This is a genomic window from Microbulbifer maximicatervae (SeqCode), from assembly GCF_052467225.1.
The window spans coordinates 2339082-2360024 of the sequence record NZ_CP174303.1; the positions used below are offsets into that span (position 1 = coordinate 2339082).

The window sequence follows — 20943 nt, forward strand, 5'->3', positions numbered from 1 at the left end:
ACACTGTTATAATCGCCCCAATTCCCGTTAGTTAGAGCGTGAGAAAAGCTGTGACACAGAAGACCTGGCTGGCCCAACTTGTACTGGTATTCGGTATTTTTTGCCTGTCCATCGCTGCACATGCGGTAGTTGAGACACAAAAATTGTCCTCTCCCGAGCTGGATGCAAGGTATCGCGTGCTTATTGAAGAGATGCGATGCCCCAAATGTCAAAACCAGAACCTGGCAGACTCCGATGCGTCTATTTCCTCGGACTTGCGCCGTGAAATTCGCCGTTTGCTGGAGGAGGGATTTACGGACCAGGAAATCGTTGACTACATGGTGGCCCGCTATGGGGATTTTGTGCTCTACCGCCCACCTGTTCAGAAAAATACTTTGATCCTGTGGTTGGCTCCGGGAGTCTTTGCCGTTTTCGGGCTTCTGGCCTTGATTGTGATCGTGATGCGCTCAAAAAGTGGTACCGGGGCTCGCCAAGATGACGGCAGAGGGGAACTCACTGATGATGAGCGGCGTCGATTAAAGCAGTTGTTGGGAGAAGGAGCTGTAGATGAAGGTGATAGCGGGAAGGAAGGTAAATGATTGATATCTGGTTTGGTGTAGCCCTACTGCTACTGTTGGTAGCTTTTGTATTTCTGATTCCTGCTTTGAGAGCTGCAGGCAGACGTCGCAGCGGTAGTAGCAAGCGAGAGGCTATGGCAGCGCTCTATCGGGAGCGCAGTAAAGAACTTCGCGCTGCGGTGCAGAGCGGTGCGATGGATGAAAAGCAGTTTGCCCAGCTGGAGGCAGATCTCGCGCGGGAACTGCTGGCGGCTCAGCAGGAAAGTCAATCTGGTGAAGCCAGGCAGGGTGGCGGCCGATTGCTAATCGGGCTGGCGGTTTTGGTGCCTGCAATTGCAGCAGCTGCCTACGGGTTTTCCGACCGACCGTCCGAAGTAGCTTTGTATCGCGATATGGTGGCGAGCCAAGGTGGGCACACCTCTTCGGAGGAAGAGGCAAAAATCACCCGTCAGTTGCAGGAGCGGGCTAAAACTCATCCAGATGATCTTAGCAGTCGCTATATATTGGCACAGCGGCTACTGGTGAGTGGCGATTTGGCTGGGGCGGTAGATTCCTATCGCTATGTTGTGGCTCGCGAGCCCCAGGCGGCCAATGTTAAAGCTGAGCTGGCGCAAGCGCTGTTTTTTGCAGGCGGTTCCAAGATTACCGATGAAATCCGCTCCTTGATTGAGCAGGTGTTACAGGTGCAGCCATCCAATGGCACTGTGCTGGGCTTGGCGGGTATTGCCGCTTTTGAAGGTGGGGACTACCGCAAGGCTCGCCAACACTGGCAGCTAGCGCTTAGCCAGCTTCCCCCAGGATCTGCAGCAGCAGAGGCGCTTCAGGCTGGCGTTGCCAGGGCCGAAAGCGCTTTGGCAGACAGCGGTGAGGCTGTAGCGGTGCGGGCAAAGGTAGAAACGAAAGAGAAAGGCCCGCAGATTCGAGTTCAGGTCAGTTTGGGGGAGGGGGTTGAAGCCCCAGAATCTACCCCGGTATTTATCTATGCACGCAGTGCTGCGAGCCCGATGCCTCTGGCTATCGTGCGCCTCACGGCTGGACAGTTACCGGCAGAGGTTGTGCTGGATGAGTCCCGAGCAATGATGCCTGGAAGTTCCATCGCCACTGTCGACTCTGTGCAGTTGGTAGCGCGACTGGCCATTAAGGGAGATGCGCGTCCGGCCCCGGGGGATTGGCAGGGAATGATTAGTGAGTTGCCTAAATCCCGCTGGAGTGAAACTCAGTCAATAGCCATCGATAGTCAGCTGTAACTGGCTGTGACTGTCGAAAATGAGGTCACAGTGTAAGCTGTGGCCTCATTTTTATTTGCGGCAGGATGGCATTCTTGCGTCTAATTGGCCTCAAGCTCACATTGCCCAGATATTGATGAGTTCTATTGGGGCAAGTTGGCATTTGGTAGCGATCGTCATGTTTGACTTGACCGCTGCTTGGTCGGATTGATAATCCCGACTGAACATTACTGTGAAGAATAGCGCTGAATGCTCTGGCGACACCAAGTAAGATTGAAGGTTTGGTGTCCCGCCCGGCAGAGAAAATATCGAGTTTATAAATACATGCGTCTGAAGTGCATCAAGCTAGCGGGCTTCAAGTCTTTTGTTGACCCTACCACTGTCTATTTTCCGACGAACCTCAACTCGGTGGTGGGTCCCAATGGCTGTGGTAAATCCAACACCATCGATGCGGTGCGCTGGGTAATGGGGGAATCCTCCGCAAAGAACCTGCGCGGCGATTCGATGACGGACGTTATCTTTAACGGCTCCAGTGGCCGCAAGCCCGTGGGGCAGGCCTCGATTGAGTTGGTATTTGATAACTCTGAGGGCAAGCTTTCTGGAGCCTATGCCTCTTTCTCGGAGATTTCCGTAAAGCGCAAGGTAACCCGGGAAGCACAGAACACCTATTACCTGAATGGTGAGAAGTGCCGCCGCCGCGATGTAACCGATCTCTTCTTGGGTACTGGTCTGGGCCCGCGCAGCTACGCCATTATTGAGCAGGGCATGATCTCCAAGTTGATCGAGGCCAAGCCCGAAGAGCTGCGCGTCTATATCGAAGAGGCCGCCGGTATCTCCAAATACAAGGAGCGCCGCCGGGACACCGAAAACCGGATGAGGCGGACTTCGGAAAACCTTGAGCGCCTCACGGATATCCGCGATGAGCTGGATCGCCAGTTGTCCCGACTGGAGCGACAGTCCGCAGCAGCGGAAAAATACAGCCGATTTAAAGAGGAAGAGCGCAGCCACAAGGCTAACTTACAGGCGCTCAAATACCGCGAACTGGATGACCAATCCAAGGCCAAGCAGCAACAAATAGGTGAGCTTGAACTCACCGTTGAAGAGCTGGTTACCCGCCAGGTCACCTGTGACACAGGCATTGAGCAAAAGCGCGTGGGGTACCACGAGCTGTCTGACAGCTTTAACGAAGTCCAAGGGCGCTTCTACGCCGTCGGTGGAGATATCGCCCGCTTGGAGCAGAGCATTGCCCACGCTCGTGAGCGCTCTACTCGCCTGCATTCCGATTTGGCGCAAACCGAACAAGAATATCGCGAGGCGGAGACCAACCTCGAAGTGGATCGCGAAAAAGCGGCCCAGTTTGAGGAGGAGCTTGAGATTATTCTGCCGGACCTGGAGATGGTCTTGGCAGCAGAAGAGGAGTCTGCTGCGGCACTGCTCGAATCTGAAGAACAGATGCGCAATTGGCAGAGCGAGTGGGACCAGTTTAACCAGGGTGCCTCTGGCTCCCGTCAGAAAGCTGAGGTGCAGCAATCCCGCATTCAGCACTTGGAAACTTCTGGCCAGCGGCTGCTGGAGCGGGTCAACAAGCTATTGGCGGAGCAGTCCGGCCTCCAGGTCTCTGACGACGATGAAGAGACGCTGCAGTTGAACGAGCAGATGGCCGAGCTGGAAATGCAGGCTGAAGAGCGCCGCGAGGAAGCGGCAGAGCGTCGCGAGTCTCTGGACAGTCTCCGTGTGCAGGAGCGGGAGCTGGCTACCGAACTCGATCAGTTACGCTTGCAGCTGCAAACCGGGCGAGGCCGTCAGGCGTCTCTGGAAGCCTTGCAGCAAGCTGCTTTAGGGCAGGGCAAGGCAGTTGAGAATTGGCTGCAGCAGCAAGCCCTGGCTGACAAGCCCCGGCTCGCCGATCAGATTAAAGCCCAGCCCGGCTGGGAAACCGCAGTTGAAACTATCCTCGGCCCCCAGTTACAAGCGGTATGTGTTGAGCAGCTTGAGTCCGTGGCTGAAGGATTGGCGGCACTGGAAAGCGGTCAAGCGGTTCTGATCGATAACAGTGCTGTAAATTGCAGTGCGAAGGGAGTACTTCCTTCGCTGCAGGATATGGTTCAGGGGCCAGCCTCTCTCTCCGGCATCTTGGCGGGAATTTATACCTCAGAGGATTTGACTGAGGCGCTGTCCAGGCGAGCGAGTTTGCAAGCTCATGAGTCTATTGTGACTCGCGATGGGCTCTGGCTCGGCCCTAACTGGTTGCGAGTGAATCGCGCCAGTGATGCAGAGGCCGGGGTCCTGGCGCGCAAGCAGGATCTTGAAACCCTGGGGCATGAGTTGGCCCTGTGTGAGGAGCAGATAGAGAGTATTGCCGAGCGACGCGAGTCCCTGCGCACGCAAACGGTCGATCTCGAGCGCTCCATCGAACAAGCTCGCAATGAGTCCGACCAGCTCGGGCGTCGCGAGGCAGAGCTGCGCAGCCAGTTGTCCGCCCGACGGGCGCGTGCGGAGCAGATGAATGAGCGCCGTATCCGAATTGAGCAGGAAATCGATGAGGTGCGTGAGCAGCAGGAGTTGGAAGGGGAGTCCCTGTCGGAAGCTCGTCTAATGCTGCAGGAAGCTGTCGAGGCGATGAGTGATGATACCGATCGTCGCGAAACGCTAATGGCACGCCGGGAGGAATTGCGCGAAGCTTTGGATGCCGTGCGCCAGCGTGCGCGGGAGGACAAGGATCGCGCCCATGAACTGGCTATGCGCGAGCAGTCAGTGCGCACCCAGATGGTGTCTCTCGAGCGCACTTTGCAGGTGATGAGCGAGCAGCTGGAAAGGTTGCGCAGTCGTCGTCAGCAATTGCAGGAGCAAATGGAGGAGACCCAGGACCCCTCCCAGGATTTTCAGGCTGAGTTGGAAGAAAAACTCGGCGAGCGTATTGAGGTGGAAACGGAACTCGCCGATGCGCGCAAAAAGCTGGAAGAGGTTGAGACCGGCCTGCGTGAGCAGGAACAGGAGCGCCACAAAGTGGAGGCGGCTCTTCAGGGGGTGCGCGCCCAGCTTGAGCAGGAGCGTCTCGCTGCGCAGACACTAGAAGTGCAGCGAAACGGATTGGTAGAGCAGCTGCGCGAGAGCGAGCACGATATCGATCAGCTGCTCGAGCAGTTACCTGGCGATCTGACGATTAAACAGGTACAGGAAGATTTGGAATTGGTAGCTGCGCGTATCTCGCGTCTCGGGCCGATTAACCTCGCCGCTATCGATGAGTACAAGCAGGAGTCTGAGCGCAAGAACTACCTGGATCGCCAGCATGGGGATCTGATGGAAGCGCTTGAGACCCTGGAAAATGCAATTAAGAAAATCGACAAGGAAACGAGAACCCGCTTCAAGGAAACTTTTGATCAGGTAAATGCGGGCCTGCAGGAACTCTTCCCGAAAGTTTTCGGTGGTGGTAATGCCTATCTGGAACTTACCGGTGAAGATCTGCTCGATACTGGTATCGCGATCATGGCCCGCCCGCCGGGCAAGCGCAACAGCACAATCCATCTGCTCTCGGGTGGAGAAAAAGCGCTGACGGCGATCGCATTGGTATTCTCGATTTTCCGTCTGAATCCAGCACCTTTCTGTATGTTGGATGAGGTGGATGCTCCCCTTGACGATGCTAACGTTGGTCGTTACGCACGAATGGTTAAAGAAATGTCAGAACACGTTCAGTTCATCTATATTACCCACAACAAGATCGCAATGGAGATGGCGGATCAGTTGCTGGGGGTTACCATGCACGAGCCGGGTGTATCCCGACTGGTGTCGGTGAATGTGGAAGAAGCAGCCGAGCTGGCTTCTGCATAAGGGCGTAAAGGGAGAGGCGCTAAAAAATGGATAACTGGCTGGTTACAATCCTGGTTGTCGTTCTGCTGGTCGTTGTGGTCGATGGCATACGCCGGGCGATCTTGCGACAGCGCGCGGCAGTTAAGGTCTCCCGCAATCTGTCGCGGGCCATGCAATCTGAAGTAAAAAATGAAGCTGATCCGGTCTCAGAGAAGGCTGAAGAAGAGTCCCCGGTCCGCAAACCCCTGGAGACGCGAGAGTCCAAGCCCGCAAACAGCGAATTGCCTGGGCAGGCTCGCGTTGTTCAGCGCCGTCCGCTAGAGGATGCGCTACACGTGAATCGCCAGGTGCAGGAGAGCTTTATTTCCTCGCGCAAACCGCTCGCTGGCAGCAATCCCCAGAGGAGTCCGGAAGAGCAGGGTATCCTCGATTTGGAAGAGCAAGTCCCCACCCTGATGGAGTCGGTCGGTGAAGAGCAACGCTATGAGCCTGCATTAGATGAGGCTGAAAGCCTAAATGCGATGGATAGCGCTCACAGTCCTGAGCATGAAGCGGTGCATGAGGATTCTCAACCCGAACGATCTTCGCAGTCTCCAAGCTCTGGCAGTGTTGGTGAAGGTGCTCCCACCCGTGAGGTGCTGGTGATTAATGTAATGGCGCCAGAAGGGGATTACTTCGAGGGTAATGACTTACTTCGGGTAATGGTTGCCTGTGGCATGCGCTTTGGTGAAATGAATATTTTTCACTACCATGAGCACGGCGGTGCAGATGGGGCCATTATCTTTAGTCTCGCCAATATTGTTGTGCCCGGCGTTTTCGACCTGGCCCAGATGGAAGAATTTGCCACGCCGGGTGTTAGCCTGTTCCTGACACTACCTGTGGAAGGCGAGGCGATTAAAGCTTTCGATCAGCTGCTTTCCACCTCATACAAAATTGCCGAGCTGCTCGGTGGCGAATTGAAGGATGAGAATCGCAGTGTATTTACCGCGCAAACGGCGGAGCATTATCGTCAGCGGGTTGTGGAGTACCAGCGTCGCAGGACTTTAGCGATGGCGCAAAGCTAGCTCGCAATCTCTAAATAATTGTTGCCATTTTTAATGCGGCCCGGGATGCCGGCTGATTTTCATTTTGGAAATTAGCCGTAAGCTCGGGCCGTATTTGCATGTAAAATCGAAATAATTTTCTAACTATTATTTTTATTCACTCGAATTGCCGATGACTCATCAAACTATTTCCCCTCAAGTGCGCGAACGTGTTCAGGAATTACATGAAATCCTTCAGCGTGCGAATCACCAATACTATGTGCTTGATGATCCCGAGTTGCCGGATATTGAGTACGACCGGCGCCTGCGCGAGTTGCAGGACTTGGAAAGTGAATATCCTCAGCTGCTAACTCCGGATTCTCCCACCCAGCGGGTCGGCGCAGAGCCGCTTTCCTCTTTTCAGGAAGTTCGCCATGAGGTGGCGATGTTGTCTTTGGATAACGCCTTTAATGATGAAGAGTTGCTGGAGTTTGACCGCCGGGTGTGTGAGCGCCTCAACAGTAAAGGGCCGGTGGAATACGCCTGTGAACCCAAGTTAGACGGTATCGCTATCAGCCTTTTGTATCGCGACGGCGTACTTGAGCGAGCGGCAACGCGAGGGGATGGCACCACCGGTGAGGATATCACCCAGAATGTACGCACCGTGGGATCTGTACCTCTGCGTTTGCGTCAAGCAGATGGTATTGAAAAGTATCCGGGTGTATTGGAGGTGCGCGGTGAAATCTATATGCCGAAAGCGGGCTTTGCCGAATTGAATCGCAAAGCGGCTGCGGCGGGTGAGAAGCTTTTCGTAAATCCTCGAAATGCCGCTGCCGGTAGTTTGCGTCAATTGGACTCCCGCATAACAGCGCAGAGACCGCTGGAATTGTGTGTTTATGGCACTGGCCTTGTAGAGGGCGGTGAACTGCCGGACGAGCACGTTGAGACTTTGCAGCTGCTGGGGCATTGGGGCTTCCGTACAAACCGGGAGATGCGTGTCGCTAAGGATATTCAGGGCTGTATCGATTACTACCGGGAAATCGGCGAGAAGCGCGAGGACCTCGCTTACGATATTGACGGTATTGTTTTTAAGGTCAACAGTATTCCCCTGCAGCGCCGCCTCGGTTTTGTTGCCCGCGCACCCCGTTGGGCCATGGCCTACAAGTTTCCCGCTCAGGAGGAAATGACTGAATTATTGGATGTTGAATTCCAGGTAGGGCGCACCGGCGCGGTCACCCCGGTTGCTCGCCTGCAGCCGGTGTTTGTCGGCGGGGTTACCGTTTCCAATGCAACTCTGCACAATCGAGATGAGATCGAGCGCCTCGGCGTACAGGTGGGTGATACCGTCATTATTCGCCGTGCCGGAGATGTTATCCCGCAGGTGGTTTCTGTAGTGGAGAGCAAGCGCAAGCCGGGTGGCCACGCTATTGATTTCCCTACGCATTGCCCGGTATGCGGCTCGCCGGTGGAATCCACGCCCGGTGAGGCGGTGGTCCGCTGTAGCGGCGGCCTGATTTGTAGTGCCCAGCGCAAGCAGGCCATCAAGCATTTCGCTTCGCGCAAAGCGATGGACATTGATGGGCTGGGAGACAAGCTGGTAGAGCAGCTGGTAGATGAGGACTTGTTACATTCGGTGTCCGGGCTCTACCACCTCACCTTGGAGCAGGTGGCGGGACTTGAGCGAATGGGGCAAAAGTCTGCCCAGAACCTCCTCGATGCACTGGAGCGCAGTAAAGAGACCACGCTGCCTAAATTCCTCTATGCCCTGGGTATCCGGGAAGTGGGTGAGGCTACAGCGCGCAATTTGGCGCGGCACTTTAGCGAATTGAATCCGCTAATGTCGGCAGATGTCGAGGCTTTGCAGGAAGTTGAAGATGTGGGCCCAGTGGTCGCTCATTTTGTTGATGAGTTTTTTCAGCAGCCTCATGCCCAAGAAGAGGTGGAGGCACTGCAGCAGGCGGGTGTGCATTGGCAAGCGGAAGAGAGTGACGAGCAGGATCAGCCCCTGGCAGGGGAAACCTGGGTGCTTACCGGCAAACTGGAAACCCTGTCCCGCAGTGAAGCAAAAGATTACTTACAGAGGCTGGGTGCGAAAGTCGCAGGAAGTGTTTCCGCCAAGACCGGCACTCTGGTTGCCGGGCCAGGCGCTGGCTCAAAATTGACCAAAGCACAGGAACTGGGTATCACAGTTATGGATGAAGAGGCGCTTCTGGATATGTTGCGCGAAAGGGGCTTTGAGGTTTAGTCCTGGTATTTTAGGCGGGGCACCATTAGTAACTGAATAGCCGAACTTTTGAGCACTTTGCAGGTTCGTGTTTTGTTTTGTGGCTTTCTGGTCGCTTCGCCGTTAAAGTTGATGCCTTAGATCTGTTTTGCCCTGGGTACCTGATGTCCAGTGGCACTGTGGTAAGGAATGGAATTAATGCTTCAGGGCGATCAGGAATCCATCGTTTACGGATGTATCAAAGACAGCAATAGCCTCGCTGGCGGCAGCGATCGGCGCAGGGTGAACCGCAACGCTGTGCTCGCCCTGCCCAGTGCTGATGAATGGCCATTCCTGTGCCGGGATATGTTTGCTATTCCCACCATTAAAGTGAAGCAATCCCAGTATCAAACCGATGTTATCCACTTTGGCGCTTCCTATCGGGCGGTAGAGTACGAGTGGGATTTGTGGATACAGAAGTTTGAAGAGCTGCTGAAGAGTATGTATTGGGTTTCGGCAACTGTGCATTTGGAAACTGAGCTTTCCGGCGTTCACTCTTTCAGCTGGGAATCCGCTGGCCTCTATCACGAGCCGGGCAGCGGCGATATGCAGGTTCGCTGCGAGTGGACCCAAGAGGGTCGGGTGAGTATCTGATTTTTCTGGCCCGGTTGGCCCGGGCCTTCTCTTGCCTAATTGCCGCAAAGCAGATTTAAATAAGCAGCCCTGTCACAAATCCTATCTCTCTTTTTCTTTCCGCAACTATATTCCCTGATAGTCTCTGGAACTGAAACTTTGGTCTGTTAAAGTGTCTTTGCCGAACGGTACCAAGGTGCCGCGGCCGAGAAGCTGTAAAGCCAGATTATAAGAATTGGCGCGATCTGGGCGCCCTATCAGGAAGGAATACACATGATTAAATCCAGTTCTCTGCTGTTTGCCAGCGCACTGATGCTATCGCCGCTGTTACATGCGTCCGAGCACGAAAGCAAAATGGATATGAGCAGTAAGGCCCCAGCAGATGCCAAGGTCTATATTATCTCGCCGAAGGATGGAGAGAAGGTGCCCCAGACATTTACGGTGAAGTTTGGTTTGTCTGGTATGGGTGTGGCACCGGCGGGTACCAATCAAGAGAATACCGGCCACCATCATCTGCTGATTGATGTGGATGATATGCCGGATATGAGCAAGCCTTTGCCGGCGAGTAAGAACATCATTCACTTTGGCGGCGGGCAAACCGAGACTCAAGTTACCTTGCCGCCCGGCAAGCATACGCTACAACTGGTTCTGGGCAACTATATGCATGTGCCACATAAAGAGCCTGTGATGTCCAAGAAAATTACCGTCGTGGTCGAGTAGGGCTGCAGCGGCTAAATAACCTTCTGTCGATGCATTAAGCGCATCTGGGGAGAGTGAAATGGGTGGCGAATTCCGCACTGAAAAGGACAGCCTGGGTGAAGTTCAGGTGCCGACTGAGGCGATGTATGGCGCGCAAACCCAGCGCGCCGTGGAGAATTTTCCTGTCAGTGGTCACGGCTTGCCGGCAGAGTTTATCCGCGCCATTGTGCTGATAAAGAAATCTGCCGCGGAGGCCAACCGGGACTTGGGGTTGTTGGATAAAGCGCAGGCTGAGGCCATTATCAATGCCTGCGACAGTCTCGGTGATGAGGAGTATGCCACTCATTTTCCCGTCGATATTTACCAGACAGGTTCTGGTACCAGCTCAAATATGAATGTTAATGAGGTGCTCGCTCACCTCGCAGAAAAGCACAGTGATCAAACCATCAGTCCCAATGATCACGTGAATATGAGTCAGAGCAGTAATGACGTGGTTCCCACCGCAATCCATGTGTCAGCCCTGCTTGCAGTGCGAGACACCCTGCTGCCTGCGTTGCGCCATTTGCACACTGGCTTGTGCGACAAGTCCACGGAACTTGAAAGTATTGTAAAAACCGGCCGCACCCATCTGATGGATGCAGTGCCTATGACAATGGCGCAGGAAGTTGGAGGTTGGGCTGCACAAATAGAAGCGTGCCGGGAGAGAATTCGCGCGGTAATGCCTCGGCTTGCCCAGCTGGCTCAAGGCGGTACGGCGATTGGCACCGGGCTCAATGCTCACCCGGATTTTGCCGAGCTGTTCGCGCAAAAAATCAGCGCCCACACATCTCATCAGTTTCGCCCGGCAGAGAACTTTTTTACCGCAATTTCCAGTCAGGATACGTCGGTGGAGTTGTCCGGGCAGCTCAAGGTGTTGGCAGTTTCCCTGATGAAAATTGCCAACGACTTGCGTTGGATGAACAGCGGTCCCCTTGCTGGCCTCTCCGAAATCGCCCTGGAGGCCTTGCAGCCAGGGAGCAGTATTATGCCGGGCAAAGTGAACCCGGTTATTGCCGAATCAGTTACTATGGTTTGTGCCCGGGTGATGGGTAATGACACCACAGTGACCGTGGCGGGACAGAGTGGCAATTTTCAATTGAATGTTATGTTGCCTTTAGTAGGCAGTACGCTGCTGGAAAGTATTAACCTGCTCGCGAATGCATCGACCCTATTGGCTGATCGAGCCGTTGCCAGTTTCGCGGTGAATCGGGCGCATATTGAGGGAACCCTGGGCCGCAACCCCATTTTAGTGACCTCCCTTAACCCAGTGATTGGCTACCTGAAAGCGGCGGAGATTGCCAAGGCCGCCTATGCCAGCTGTAGGCCAGTGCTGGATGTTGCTGTTGAAATGACGGACCTGGATAGAGAAACGCTTGAGGAATTGTTAGACCCCGCCCATTTGGCTAAGGGTGGGTTGATTAGCTAGGGGCAAAAAAGGCGATTCCCAACAGTATTAAGGATATAATGGCGGTCAGGCACATAAGCCAGTGCAAAAGCCTTAAAAGCGTGGCTCGATCCTCTGGTTCCAGCATTCTTCTGCTCATTGGTGCCTCCTGCGGCGTTGACAGGAACCGGCCAATCCCTCACGATTCGACGCCGCGTCGGTACTGGGTGCCGACAATACAATGGTAGCGCCACAAAATGTGGCAGTCTCACCTGTTTTGAAAATCAATGTATCCAGATCGTCATGGCTAAAAGAAGTCGCCGCTCCTTTATTACCAGTGTCCTCGCCTGTGTCGCCTTTGTAGTGGCGGCAGTCTACAGCTGGGACCTGCCTGTTAAGGATGTTGTCACCTATTTCATTCTTCTGTTGGTGATATTGCTTGTCATCATTGCTCTGGCGTTTGGGTGCGGGGCTTTATTGAATTGGTTGCGCAGGCGTAAATAATAGATGGCGTCAACGGAAGAGGATATTCGCATCCCTATCGCCTACCTCGAGCGACTGCTCGAAGAGGCGACCAAGCATGGGTGTGATCGCAAGGAGCTTTTAGCTTCTGTCGATATCGATGAGTCTGAATTGCAGGGCGTATCCGCATTTTCAGCAGTAAAGTACGGCCGCTTATACCAGCGCGTGATGTGGCTGGCGCAAAATGAGTGGTTTGGCATGCTGAGTGGTGGAAGGGTCCGTTCCGGGTCTTTTCGCTTGTTGTGTCTGGCGGTGGTGAACTGTGCAACCCTCCGCCAGGCGATTACGCTCTGTGCCGAATTTATGGAAATCTGCCGAGGTTTTAAGGTGAAGCCGGTACTCGGAGAAGGTGGCCATGGGCGCGAGCGGGTTGAAATTTGCGGGATCAGTTCGCTGGGCAAGGGCGAATTTGAGCAGCTGCTGAATAACACGAGCCCCAGTGTGGTGCGTACAACTCTAGCGGTTTGGCACAGGTTTTATTGCTGGCTGGCAGGGCGGGAGATTCCGCTGGCCAGGTTGCACTTCTCATTTGCTTGCCCGGAAGAGTTTCGCAGTCTCGCGCAAAGCGAGGCCAATGAGTTGTTATTTGAGCAGCCGTTTAATGCGCTCGAATATGATACCCGCTACCTGGAATACCCTGTGGTGCAAAGCCCGCAGATGGTTGAGGACTTTATTCGCACCGCTCCTTATCACCTGGTGATCAGCGACGGCAGTGCCAATAGTATCAAAACCAAAGTAAAAACCATTTTGAACCGGGATGTGAGTGAGTCCATGCCTGCCGCAGAGGCGGTGGCGGAGAGGCTCAATATGTCGGTCACCACGTTGCGTCGTCGCCTGCAACAGGAGGGCACCTCCTACCAGAAGCTCAAAGACGAATGTCGGATGGAAGCGGCTTTCCACTACCTGAGCTGCCCGGATCTTTCCAATGGGCAGATCGCAGAGATGCTTGGGTTCGATGAATCCAGTGCTTTCTTCCGCGCCTTCAAAAAGTGGACGGGAATTACGCCAGGCGAGTATCGCCGGGGTGGTCGCGCTGCAGCTGGCCTGGATATTTGACTAGGCCAGTCACCTTTTTTCATCCTCTCGCCTCGATTTGTCACCGCTTTGGACGGGTTTGGCCATAGAGGGGGCTGCTCGCTTACTACTATGATGAACCAATCTTAGAAATTAGTCATAAATATGACTGGATGGTTTTGCCTCCGGTCCCAAACATAAGCGAATTGAGGTTATCAGGATGACCGATATCAAAATGCCACTGCGTGATTTGCGTTTCGTAATGCGCGAGATGCTGGACTCAGAAAAGCATTATGAGTCACTTGGATATGAGGAGGCTACTCCTGATGTCGTGGATGCCATCCTGGAAGAGGGTGCAAAGTTTTGTGAAAACGTTATTGCACCGCTGAACCAAATTGGCGACCAGCAAGGTTGCACCTGGAAAGACGGTGAAGTTACTACCCCGGAAGGCTTTAAAGAAGCCTACCAGCAGTTTGTAGAGGGTGGCTGGGCTGCGCTGCCTCACGATCCTGAGTACGGTGGCCAGGGCCTGCCGCCCTCGCTCGGCACTATCATGAGCGAGATGGTTGGCACCGCCAACTGGTCCTGGGGCATGTACCCCGGCTTGTCCCACGGTGCCATGAACACCCTGGAAGAGCACGGTACTGAAGAGCAGAAGCAGGTTTACCTGACCAAGCTGGTTGAAGGTAGCTGGACTGGCACTATGTGTCTGACCGAGCCTCACTGCGGTACCGATCTGGGTATTTTGCGCACTAAGGCCGAGCCGAATGACGATGGCTCCTACGCGATTTCCGGCACTAAGATCTTTATCTCCGCCGGTGAGCACGACATGACTGACAATATTGTTCATATCGTACTCGCCCGCCTGCCAGACGCACCTGCTGGCACCAAGGGTATCTCCCTGTTTATCGTACCCAAGTTCCTGCCGAACGCTGACGGCTCTGCCGGTGAGCGCAACGGTGTGGTATGTGGTTCCCTCGAGCACAAAATGGGTATTCACGGCAACGCCACTGCAGTGCTGAACTTTGATGGTGCTAAAGGCTTCCTGATCGGCGAGCAGAATAAAGGCCTGAGCTATATGTTCACCTTTATGAACACTGCGCGCCTGGGCACTGCTCTGCAAGGCCTGGCTCACTCCGAGATCGGTTTCCAGAAGTCCCTGGCTTACGCAAAAGATCGCCTGCAAATGCGTTCTCTGTCCGGCGTGAAAAACCCGGAAGGCCCGGCTGACCCGATTATTGTTCACCCTGACGTGCGCCGCATGCTGATGACCCAGAAAGCCTTCTCCGAAGGTGGTCGTATGCTGGTTGTTAAGTGTGCACAGCTGGTTGATATCACTCACAAAGGCGATGCTGATGCGAAGAAAGCCGCTGACGATATGCTGGCGTTCCTGACGCCGATTGCAAAAGCATTTTTAACGGAAGCTGGTTTCGAATCTGCCAACCTGGGTATGCAGTGTTTCGGTGGTCACGGCTATATTGCCGAGTGGGGCGTGGAGCAGAACGTACGTGATTCGCGTATCTCCACTATCTATGAAGGCACCACTGGTATTCAGGCTCTGGACTTGTTGGGCCGTAAGGTTCTGATGACCCAGGGCGAATTGCTGCGCGGTTTCACCAAGCAGGTTCACAAATTCTGCCAGGCGGAAATTGATAACGAAGCACTGGCGCCTTTCGTTGCTAAGTTGCAAGAGCTGAACAAGCAGTGGGGAGACCTGACCTTGCACGTTGGCGGCAAAGCTATGGAAAACCCAGATGAAGTAGGTGCTGCTTCTGTAGATTACCTGATGTTCTCCGGTTACACCGTGCTGGCCTTCCTGTGGGCGCAGGCGGCTAAAGTTGCCAATGAAAAACTGGCGGCGGGCACTGGAGAAGAAGATTTCTACAAGGCGAAAATTACTACCGCGCGTTTCTTCTTCGAGCGTATCCTTCCTCGCACTTCCAGCCACGCAACGTCCATGTTGAGTGGAGCAGGCAACTTGATGGAATTGGATGCCGAGCATTTTGCATTCTGATCCCGCTCTGAAATTAAAACCGCCGGCAAATGCCGGCGGTTTTTTTGTGAGTAACAAAGCGGCTTAAACGGAGAATTTCCGATGCAATTGCCGGATTCAGTTCAAGAGCGCCTGTATCACTTAGCTTGTTCGTACCCGCTGGCTCGGGTACAGTTCCGGCTGCCAGATGCCTGTGACTTCTATGTTTATGTCACCGAAGTATCTAAAAATTACAAAGTGATTTCCGAATTTGGTCAGACTGATAATCCAGAACTAACATTGGAAATGGAAAACAGCACTCTCAGTGCTATATTGGACGGTCAATTAAGTGGGCGTCATGCCTTCCTTTTGGGGGATGTTCAATATTCTGGAAATCGCGAATTGGCCGCAGCGTTGGCAGGTTTATTTCCTGCGAATAGTGAAGAGGGAGGTCGGTAAAGAGAGGTTTTAAACCCTTCTTTTTCACCGTCTCAAAGATACTACAAACAATAAATAAATTCTCGCTCGCCAAGAGATATGGCAGCTTTCGCCTATGGAGACGGAAGGTGTGGGCAAGCGACGACAACAATCAGGAATGGGAGAAGAGAGTTGGACATTGATCGCAGCATACTTGATGTCTTTAAAGGCGCTTGCGCCAAATTCGGTGACCGGCCGGCTTTCACATGCCTGGGGCGTACACTTTCAATCAATGATATTGACACGCTAAGTGGAAAATTCGCCTCTTATTTACAAAATCATACCGACTTGAAGCCCGGCGATCGCATCGCTGTCCAGCTGCCCAACGTGCTGCAGTACCCGGTAGTTGTTTTTGGTGCACTGCGCGCAGGTTTGGTTGTAGTAAATACCAATCCGCTGTACACGCAGCGCGAGCTTAAGCACCAGCTGAATGATTCAGGGGCCAAGGCTCTGGTAGTACTGGCGAATATTGCCGATACCGCTGCTGCGGTGGTTGCTGAAACTGATGTAAAACAAGTTATTGTTACCGAAATTGCGGATCTGCACAGCCCGCTGAAACGTACCTTGATCAACAGTGTGGCGAAGTACGTTAAGAAAATGGTGCCTGAATTTTCTTTTGCCAATGAAGTTCGTTTCCGCGATGCCATGGCAAAAGGTGCTGAGCGTCCACATAAGGATGTTGAGCGCACTAAAGAAGATATTGCGGTTTTACAATATACCGGCGGTACCACTGGAGTTGCCAAGGGTGCAATGCTGACTAATGGCAACCTAGTTGCCAACATGGAGCAGGTGCGTATTGCCTTTGCCAATGGCATGAAAGAGGGCGAGGAGTTCTATATTGCACCTTTGCCGCTTTATCATATCTACGCATTTACCATCCACTGTATGTGCCTTTTCTCCACGGGTAACCATTCGCTATTAGTACCCAACCCGCGCGATATCCCGGGTTTTGTGAAGATGTTGAAAGGCCTGCGTTTCACAGGATTTGTTGGGCTCAACACCCTATTTAATGGGTTGATGCGCAACAAGGATTTTGCTGAGCTGGACTTTAGTAAATTGCACTCGACAGCTTCTGGTGGTATGGCGTTAACTCGAGATACCGCTAAGCGTTGGGAAGAAATGACCGGCTGCATTGTTATGGAAGGTTACGGTATGACCGAGACTTCCCCGGTTGTTTCATTTAACCCGGCTGATGGTGTGCAACTGGGTACAGTGGGCGTTCCGGTTCCCGGTACCGAGGTTAAGGTTGTCGATGAAAATGGCAATGACCTGCCGAATAACTCCCCTGGTGAGTTGTGTGTACGTGGGCCGCAGGTGATGAAAGGTTATTGGCAGCGCCCGGAAGCGACTGCGGATACTATCGATAGTGAAGGTTGGTTGAATACCGGTGATATGGCCGTTATTCAGGATGACGGTTACATCAAAATTGTGGATCGCAAGAAGGACATGATTATTGTGTCCGGCTTCAATGTATATCCCAATGAAATTGAAGATGTGATCAGCGCGCATTCGAAGGTCACTGAAGCTGCCGCTATCGGTATCCCGGATGAGAAAAGTGGTGAGCAGGTGAAGCTCTTCCTGGTGAAGGCTGATCCATCTTTGACTGAAGATGAAGTTGTTGCCTACTGCCGTGAGCATATGACGGCTTATAAAGTGCCGAAGCATGTGGAGTTCCGTGAGGACTTACCCAAAACTAATGTGGGTAAAATCTTGCGCCGTGAACTTCGCGATGAAGAGTTGAAAAAGCTTGAGGCTACTAGCGCTGCTTAAGTCGCTATTTAGCTAAAGAGTTAATTCGCTTAAAAGGCCCTGCTGGAGACAGTGGGGCTTTTTTATTGGTTTCGATTCAGGGAGATGCACCTGCAGCTAATGCAGGGTTGATGTTTGGGGGGGAGGTTGGTGGCACCGAGGAGGTACCACCAAGGAAAAACGGGATATTTATCCTGCTTAGTTATTTGCGGCTTTCGGCACTGGCGTCGCGAATAGCGCGGAACTCATTGCCTTCATACCAGTTGGGCCAGTCGCGGCTGTTTGCCAGCTTCAGGCCCAATTGCAGGCCCAGCTGCAAATTCATAGCGGCGCCTTTCAGGTTCCAGTTGGGGTCGTACTCATCTCCCGGCTTGTGGTAGTGCTGGCTGAGATATTCCTTGTCCTTGGATTGTGCCCACTCCCGGCCGTGCTCATGGTTTTCGCTACCGGAATCAAAATACAGCATTGGCACGCCTTCTTTTGCCAGGCTGAAATGATCTGAGCGATAGAAGTAGCCGCGTTCCGGGTGCTCTTCAGCAGCCAGATAGCGGCCCTGCTTTTTGGCGGCTGCTTCTAAGAGATTTTCCAGCTCGCTGCTGCCGAAGCCTACGACGGTGATGTCTTTGGTGGGGCCCAAGACATTCATGGCGTCGAAGTTAAAGCCGGCAACCGTCTTTTCCAGAGGTTCAACTGGGTTGGCGGCATAGTATTTGGAGCCGAGTAAACCGGACTCTTCAGCAGTTACTGCAACGAATACCAGGGAGCGATCAGCTTGATCCTCTTTTACTGCTTGGGCTGCAAGAGCAAGTAGTCCAGCGGTGCCGGTGGCATTGTCCACTGCGCCATTGAAGATATGGTCTTCGCCAGAAGCGTTTCGGTTGACCCCTAAGTGGTCCCAGTGGGCAGTGTAAACAATGGTTTCATCTGCGTACTTTTTGCCGGGTAACTTAGCAATAACATTGCGAGAGTTGGACTTCTCAAGGCTGTTGCTGAGTTCGATGCTGGCTTTGAGTTCCAGTGACTTAGGCTTGAATCCCGACGCTTTTGCCGCTGCCATTTCTTCGGCCAAATCGAGACCCGCTGCCTGGAACAGATCCTTCGCTGCCTGGTTAGTGATCCAGGCCTCAATCGCCACGCGATCGATATTCTTGTTTTCTGCTTCAAGGCTTACCTGGGCGCCAGACCAGGAGCCGCTCACTACTTCCCAAGGGTAACCGGCAGCGCCATTCTCATGGATAATAATGGCCCCTGCGGCGCCCTGACGGGCAGCTTCTTCAAACTTGTAGCTCCAGCGACCGTAGTAGGTCATGGCATTGCCATTAAATAGAGCCTCATCTTGGGTAGCATAGCCAGGGTCATTCACCAGAATGACTGCGGTTTTGCCTTCCATATCCAGACCTGCGTAGTCATTCCAGTTGTTTTCTGGAGCTACGATGCCGTAACCGACAAAAACCAATTCGCTTTCATTAAGGCTGGATGCGCTGGTTTGCCGCTGGGTAAACGCGACCATGTCGTCAATAGGTTTTAGAACCTGGCCTACACCTTCGCCCTGAATAGTAAGGGGGGTGGATTGAATATCCATCTCTACAATGGGGACTTCCTGGAACCAGCTGGGGTTACCGTCGGAATCTACGGCGCCAGGGGTAAGTCCGAGCGCCTTAAATTGCTCTGCCAGATAGTTTACCGTCAGCTCCTCACCTTTACTGGCGGGAGCGCGGCCTTCGAATTCATCGGAGGCCAATACGGCGACATGCTTGTGCAGGTCGGCGGCGACAATATCAATTTGAGCCTTCTCAGCGGCTTCTTGATTGAGCTTTTCGGTGCTGTGTTCGGTATGTTCTTTATGGGAGTGCGCTTGTGAGCTGACTTCTTCGTTGCCCTTGCTACAACCGCTGATAACACCGCCGATGGCTATAGCCAAGCCAAGGCGGCGCCAGGTGGTAGGAATTCGCATAATTTTGTCCTGACAGTCTTGTTAGGAGGCAGATTATGCCTGATCTTGTCTTAACTAACGACATATCAGCGATCAGTTGAGAGTAGAGTGTGGCTGGGCCCAGAGCTATATTCCCGTTTTGGTAATTTAGTTGAATATGGTGACAGGGTTTGTGTTTGAGAGGTTTCAATAAAACTCGCCTTGGATAGGAGGCTCGGGCTTAGCCTCCTATCCAGCCTAAATCCTCAAGTCGAGATTTTTGAGGTTAATTGTGCTGCCACTGGCCCTCAGTTATCTGGTCCTGATAGTTAATCCATACCTTGTCATAGCCAGTGGTTTCCTTGGCGCTTTTAAGGGCTTGGTTGTCCTGGCTATTGGTGGGGGCGGAAAACAAGTAGTCATTGCCCAGTGCCTGGCACACCCCGGCACCATAAGAGAATGGGCCTGTTGAGGCGCTGACCAGCCAGCTACCTTCAGCCGTGTTCTTACATGCGAAGCTATATTGGTTGCTGCAGTTGGCATCATTCCAGCGCCCGTTGCCCCACTGCATAGCGCAATCCTCATTGTTCAAGTTATTTGGCTCATTCTGATCCCATGACCAAATAGCTGCAGCGATGCGACCATCGGTCGTATTCATATTATCGAGGTTGATTATGTTGTGGCCTATAGCAAAGCCATTGCGCACATCGTCGGCTGTGATTCGTTCAATACCACCGCTAAAAATTTCTCCTATAGTGCCAATAGTGGTGCTGTCTTCCCACACTCGACCGATTTCCCCTAATCCGGTGAAGGCCATGTTCTTCATGTCACCATTTCCAGAGCAGCCGCTATCTTTCCACACGACGACTTGTTTCCCTGCAGCAAGCACATCATTTTTTGTAAGGCTGCTGGGAATACTCTGGCAGCCGCCACTGTAGAAAATCTTATCCCCGAATCGATCGGTTATTTGGTTGTAGAGATCTTGATGGCGCCCATCAGAGTGGTCCTCGATATATAAAATGATGACTTCGTCCTGATTGGCGCTGTCATTTAGCCAGTCCTTTATTTCGTTAAATCCTTCAGTCGCATACTTATCATTGATACTGCAGAGCCCATGGCACAGAAGTAATCTTTTTGGGTAGGAAAAAAGGCTCTCCATTTTCGTTGTCCAATGGACATCCAGCTCTATAAAGCGAGCTCCCATGCGCAATTGATCTTTTATGGAATGCTCCTGTTGAGGGTCCAGGTAGCGGCATCCCACTGAGAAGTTACAGGCGCGATACACTTCTGAGTTGTAAGAATTGTGTGTCCCCAAAATATTGTTTTCACTCATGGGAGTGTGGTTGTCTATTTGACGCTGTAGATCCAAGGCTGTGCCTGTCCAGCTGTTTTGGAAATCAGAAATGCTATCGGCCCAAAGGGGGGGAGAGGCGAAGGAAAGTACAAATAGAATCGATAGGATCATTTGTCTGATAGTGTGTTTCATTATTTTTCTCCGGACTGAGTAGATACGCTACTTTTGCAGTAGACGCTAGTGAATATTTTTTAATTTTTATTGGTGTGTGGTGCCTTAAGGTACCGTTTTTATTATTTTTGCTTTTTACTACGAATTGGACTTTTTTGTCTATGTGAAGAGGGTTGGTTTCTTGTTGTTTTCTGGTGGCATCATAATTCTATTGATAATGGATGGGTTGTGTAGCTCTCTCAGCATTAAATGCCGATAAATT

General features: G+C 52.8%; 15 protein-coding genes. 13 read left to right on the forward strand and 2 right to left on the reverse strand.

Translation table 11 applies throughout. The features are described from left to right. Positions 1–50 precede the first annotated feature (50 nt). The 13 genes from ACJJIZ_RS10360 to ACJJIZ_RS10420 all read left to right on the forward strand — a co-directional run bounded on the left by ACJJIZ_RS10360 (position 51) and on the right by ACJJIZ_RS10420 (position 17325). The gene (locus tag ACJJIZ_RS10360; protein WP_444916073.1) at positions 51–578 is read left to right on the forward strand and encodes a cytochrome c-type biogenesis protein; all 528 of its coding nucleotides are present in this window, start codon (positions 51–53) and stop codon (positions 576–578) included. Next, positions 575–1804 carry a c-type cytochrome biogenesis protein CcmI gene (gene ccmI, locus ACJJIZ_RS10365; protein WP_444916074.1) on the forward strand — a complete coding sequence of 410 codons (1230 nt, stop codon included), beginning with the start codon at positions 575–577 and terminating at the stop codon, positions 1802–1804. Before ACJJIZ_RS10360 ends, ccmI begins: the two co-directional genes overlap by 4 nt. Positions 1805–2107: 303 nt before the next feature. Then, positions 2108–5611, forward strand: coding sequence for a chromosome segregation protein SMC (gene smc, locus ACJJIZ_RS10370; RefSeq protein WP_444916075.1), 3504 nt, complete (start codon positions 2108–2110; stop codon positions 5609–5611). Positions 5612–5637: 26 nt separating this feature from the next. Beyond that, positions 5638–6654 carry a cell division protein ZipA gene (zipA, locus tag ACJJIZ_RS10375; RefSeq protein WP_444916076.1) on the forward strand — a complete coding sequence of 339 codons (1017 nt, stop codon included), beginning with the start codon at positions 5638–5640 and terminating at the stop codon, positions 6652–6654. A 151-nt stretch (positions 6655–6805) separates the two neighbouring features. Beyond that, complete coding sequence (gene ligA / locus ACJJIZ_RS10380) at positions 6806–8857, forward strand: NAD-dependent DNA ligase LigA (protein ID WP_444916077.1); 2052 nt, start codon at positions 6806–6808, stop codon at positions 8855–8857. Between the two features lie 177 nt (positions 8858–9034). Beyond that, the gene (locus ACJJIZ_RS10385) at positions 9035–9469 is read left to right on the forward strand and encodes a hypothetical protein (RefSeq protein WP_282933471.1); all 435 of its coding nucleotides are present in this window, start codon (positions 9035–9037) and stop codon (positions 9467–9469) included. A 252-nt stretch (positions 9470–9721) separates the two neighbouring features. Continuing rightward, on the forward strand, positions 9722–10168 hold the full coding sequence (locus tag ACJJIZ_RS10390) for a DUF4399 domain-containing protein (RefSeq protein WP_282933470.1): 447 nt from the start codon (positions 9722–9724) through the stop codon (positions 10166–10168). A 58-nt stretch (positions 10169–10226) separates the two neighbouring features. Beyond that, entirely contained in the window at positions 10227–11612 is a 1386-nt protein-coding gene (locus tag ACJJIZ_RS10395) for a class II fumarate hydratase (RefSeq protein ID WP_413665142.1), read from the forward strand. A 261-nt stretch (positions 11613–11873) separates the two neighbouring features. Continuing rightward, on the forward strand, positions 11874–12074 hold the full coding sequence (locus ACJJIZ_RS10400) for a hypothetical protein (protein ID WP_282933468.1): 201 nt from the start codon (positions 11874–11876) through the stop codon (positions 12072–12074). A gap of 3 nt (positions 12075–12077) precedes the next feature. Then, positions 12078–13148, forward strand: coding sequence for an AraC family transcriptional regulator (locus ACJJIZ_RS10405; RefSeq protein ID WP_282933467.1), 1071 nt, complete (start codon positions 12078–12080; stop codon positions 13146–13148). A gap of 178 nt (positions 13149–13326) precedes the next feature. After that, entirely contained in the window at positions 13327–15120 is a 1794-nt protein-coding gene (locus ACJJIZ_RS10410) for an acyl-CoA dehydrogenase C-terminal domain-containing protein (RefSeq protein WP_444916078.1), read from the forward strand. Positions 15121–15201: 81 nt separating this feature from the next. Continuing rightward, positions 15202–15537: an SCP2 sterol-binding domain-containing protein gene (locus tag ACJJIZ_RS10415; RefSeq protein WP_444916079.1), complete on the forward strand. Its 336-nt coding sequence runs from the start codon at positions 15202–15204 to the stop codon at positions 15535–15537. Positions 15538–15687: 150 nt separating this feature from the next. Next, positions 15688–17325: an AMP-binding protein gene (locus ACJJIZ_RS10420; RefSeq protein WP_444916080.1), complete on the forward strand. Its 1638-nt coding sequence runs from the start codon at positions 15688–15690 to the stop codon at positions 17323–17325. Positions 17326–17506: 181 nt separating this feature from the next. Here the strand turns inward: ACJJIZ_RS10420 and ACJJIZ_RS10425 are convergent, their stop codons facing one another. Then, complete coding sequence (locus ACJJIZ_RS10425; protein ID WP_444916081.1) at positions 17507–19258, reverse strand: M28 family metallopeptidase; 1752 nt, start codon at positions 19256–19258, stop codon at positions 17507–17509. A 244-nt stretch (positions 19259–19502) separates the two neighbouring features. Next, positions 19503–20702 carry a phosphatidylinositol-specific phospholipase C domain-containing protein gene (locus tag ACJJIZ_RS10430; protein WP_444916082.1) on the reverse strand — a complete coding sequence of 400 codons (1200 nt, stop codon included), beginning with the start codon at positions 20700–20702 and terminating at the stop codon, positions 19503–19505. Positions 20703–20943: the final 241 nt, after the last annotated feature.

Bases quoted from the DNA above. Each gene is read 5' to 3' on its own strand.
- ACJJIZ_RS10400 (WP_282933468.1), top strand. From the start codon at position 11,874: ATGGCTAAAAGAAGTCGCCGCTCCTTTATTACCAGTGTCCTCGCCTGT.
- ACJJIZ_RS10405 (WP_282933467.1), top strand. From the start codon at position 12,078: ATGGCGTCAACGGAAGAGGATATTCGCATCCCTATCGCCTACCTCGAG.
- ACJJIZ_RS10410 (WP_444916078.1), top strand. From the start codon at position 13,327: ATGACCGATATCAAAATGCCACTGCGTGATTTGCGTTTCGTAATGCGC.
- zipA (WP_444916076.1), top strand. From the start codon at position 5,638: ATGGATAACTGGCTGGTTACAATCCTGGTTGTCGTTCTGCTGGTCGTT.
- ACJJIZ_RS10395 (WP_413665142.1), top strand. From the start codon at position 10,227: ATGGGTGGCGAATTCCGCACTGAAAAGGACAGCCTGGGTGAAGTTCAG.
- ACJJIZ_RS10415 (WP_444916079.1), top strand. From the start codon at position 15,202: ATGCAATTGCCGGATTCAGTTCAAGAGCGCCTGTATCACTTAGCTTGT.
- ccmI (WP_444916074.1), top strand. From the start codon at position 575: ATGATTGATATCTGGTTTGGTGTAGCCCTACTGCTACTGTTGGTAGCT.
- ACJJIZ_RS10430 (WP_444916082.1), bottom strand. From the start codon at position 20,702: ATGAAACACACTATCAGACAAATGATCCTATCGATTCTATTTGTACTT.
- ACJJIZ_RS10390 (WP_282933470.1), top strand. From the start codon at position 9,722: ATGATTAAATCCAGTTCTCTGCTGTTTGCCAGCGCACTGATGCTATCG.
- smc (WP_444916075.1), top strand. From the start codon at position 2,108: ATGCGTCTGAAGTGCATCAAGCTAGCGGGCTTCAAGTCTTTTGTTGAC.
- ACJJIZ_RS10425 (WP_444916081.1), bottom strand. From the start codon at position 19,258: ATGCGAATTCCTACCACCTGGCGCCGCCTTGGCTTGGCTATAGCCATC.
- ACJJIZ_RS10385 (WP_282933471.1), top strand. From the start codon at position 9,035: ATGCTTCAGGGCGATCAGGAATCCATCGTTTACGGATGTATCAAAGAC.
- ligA (WP_444916077.1), top strand. From the start codon at position 6,806: ATGACTCATCAAACTATTTCCCCTCAAGTGCGCGAACGTGTTCAGGAA.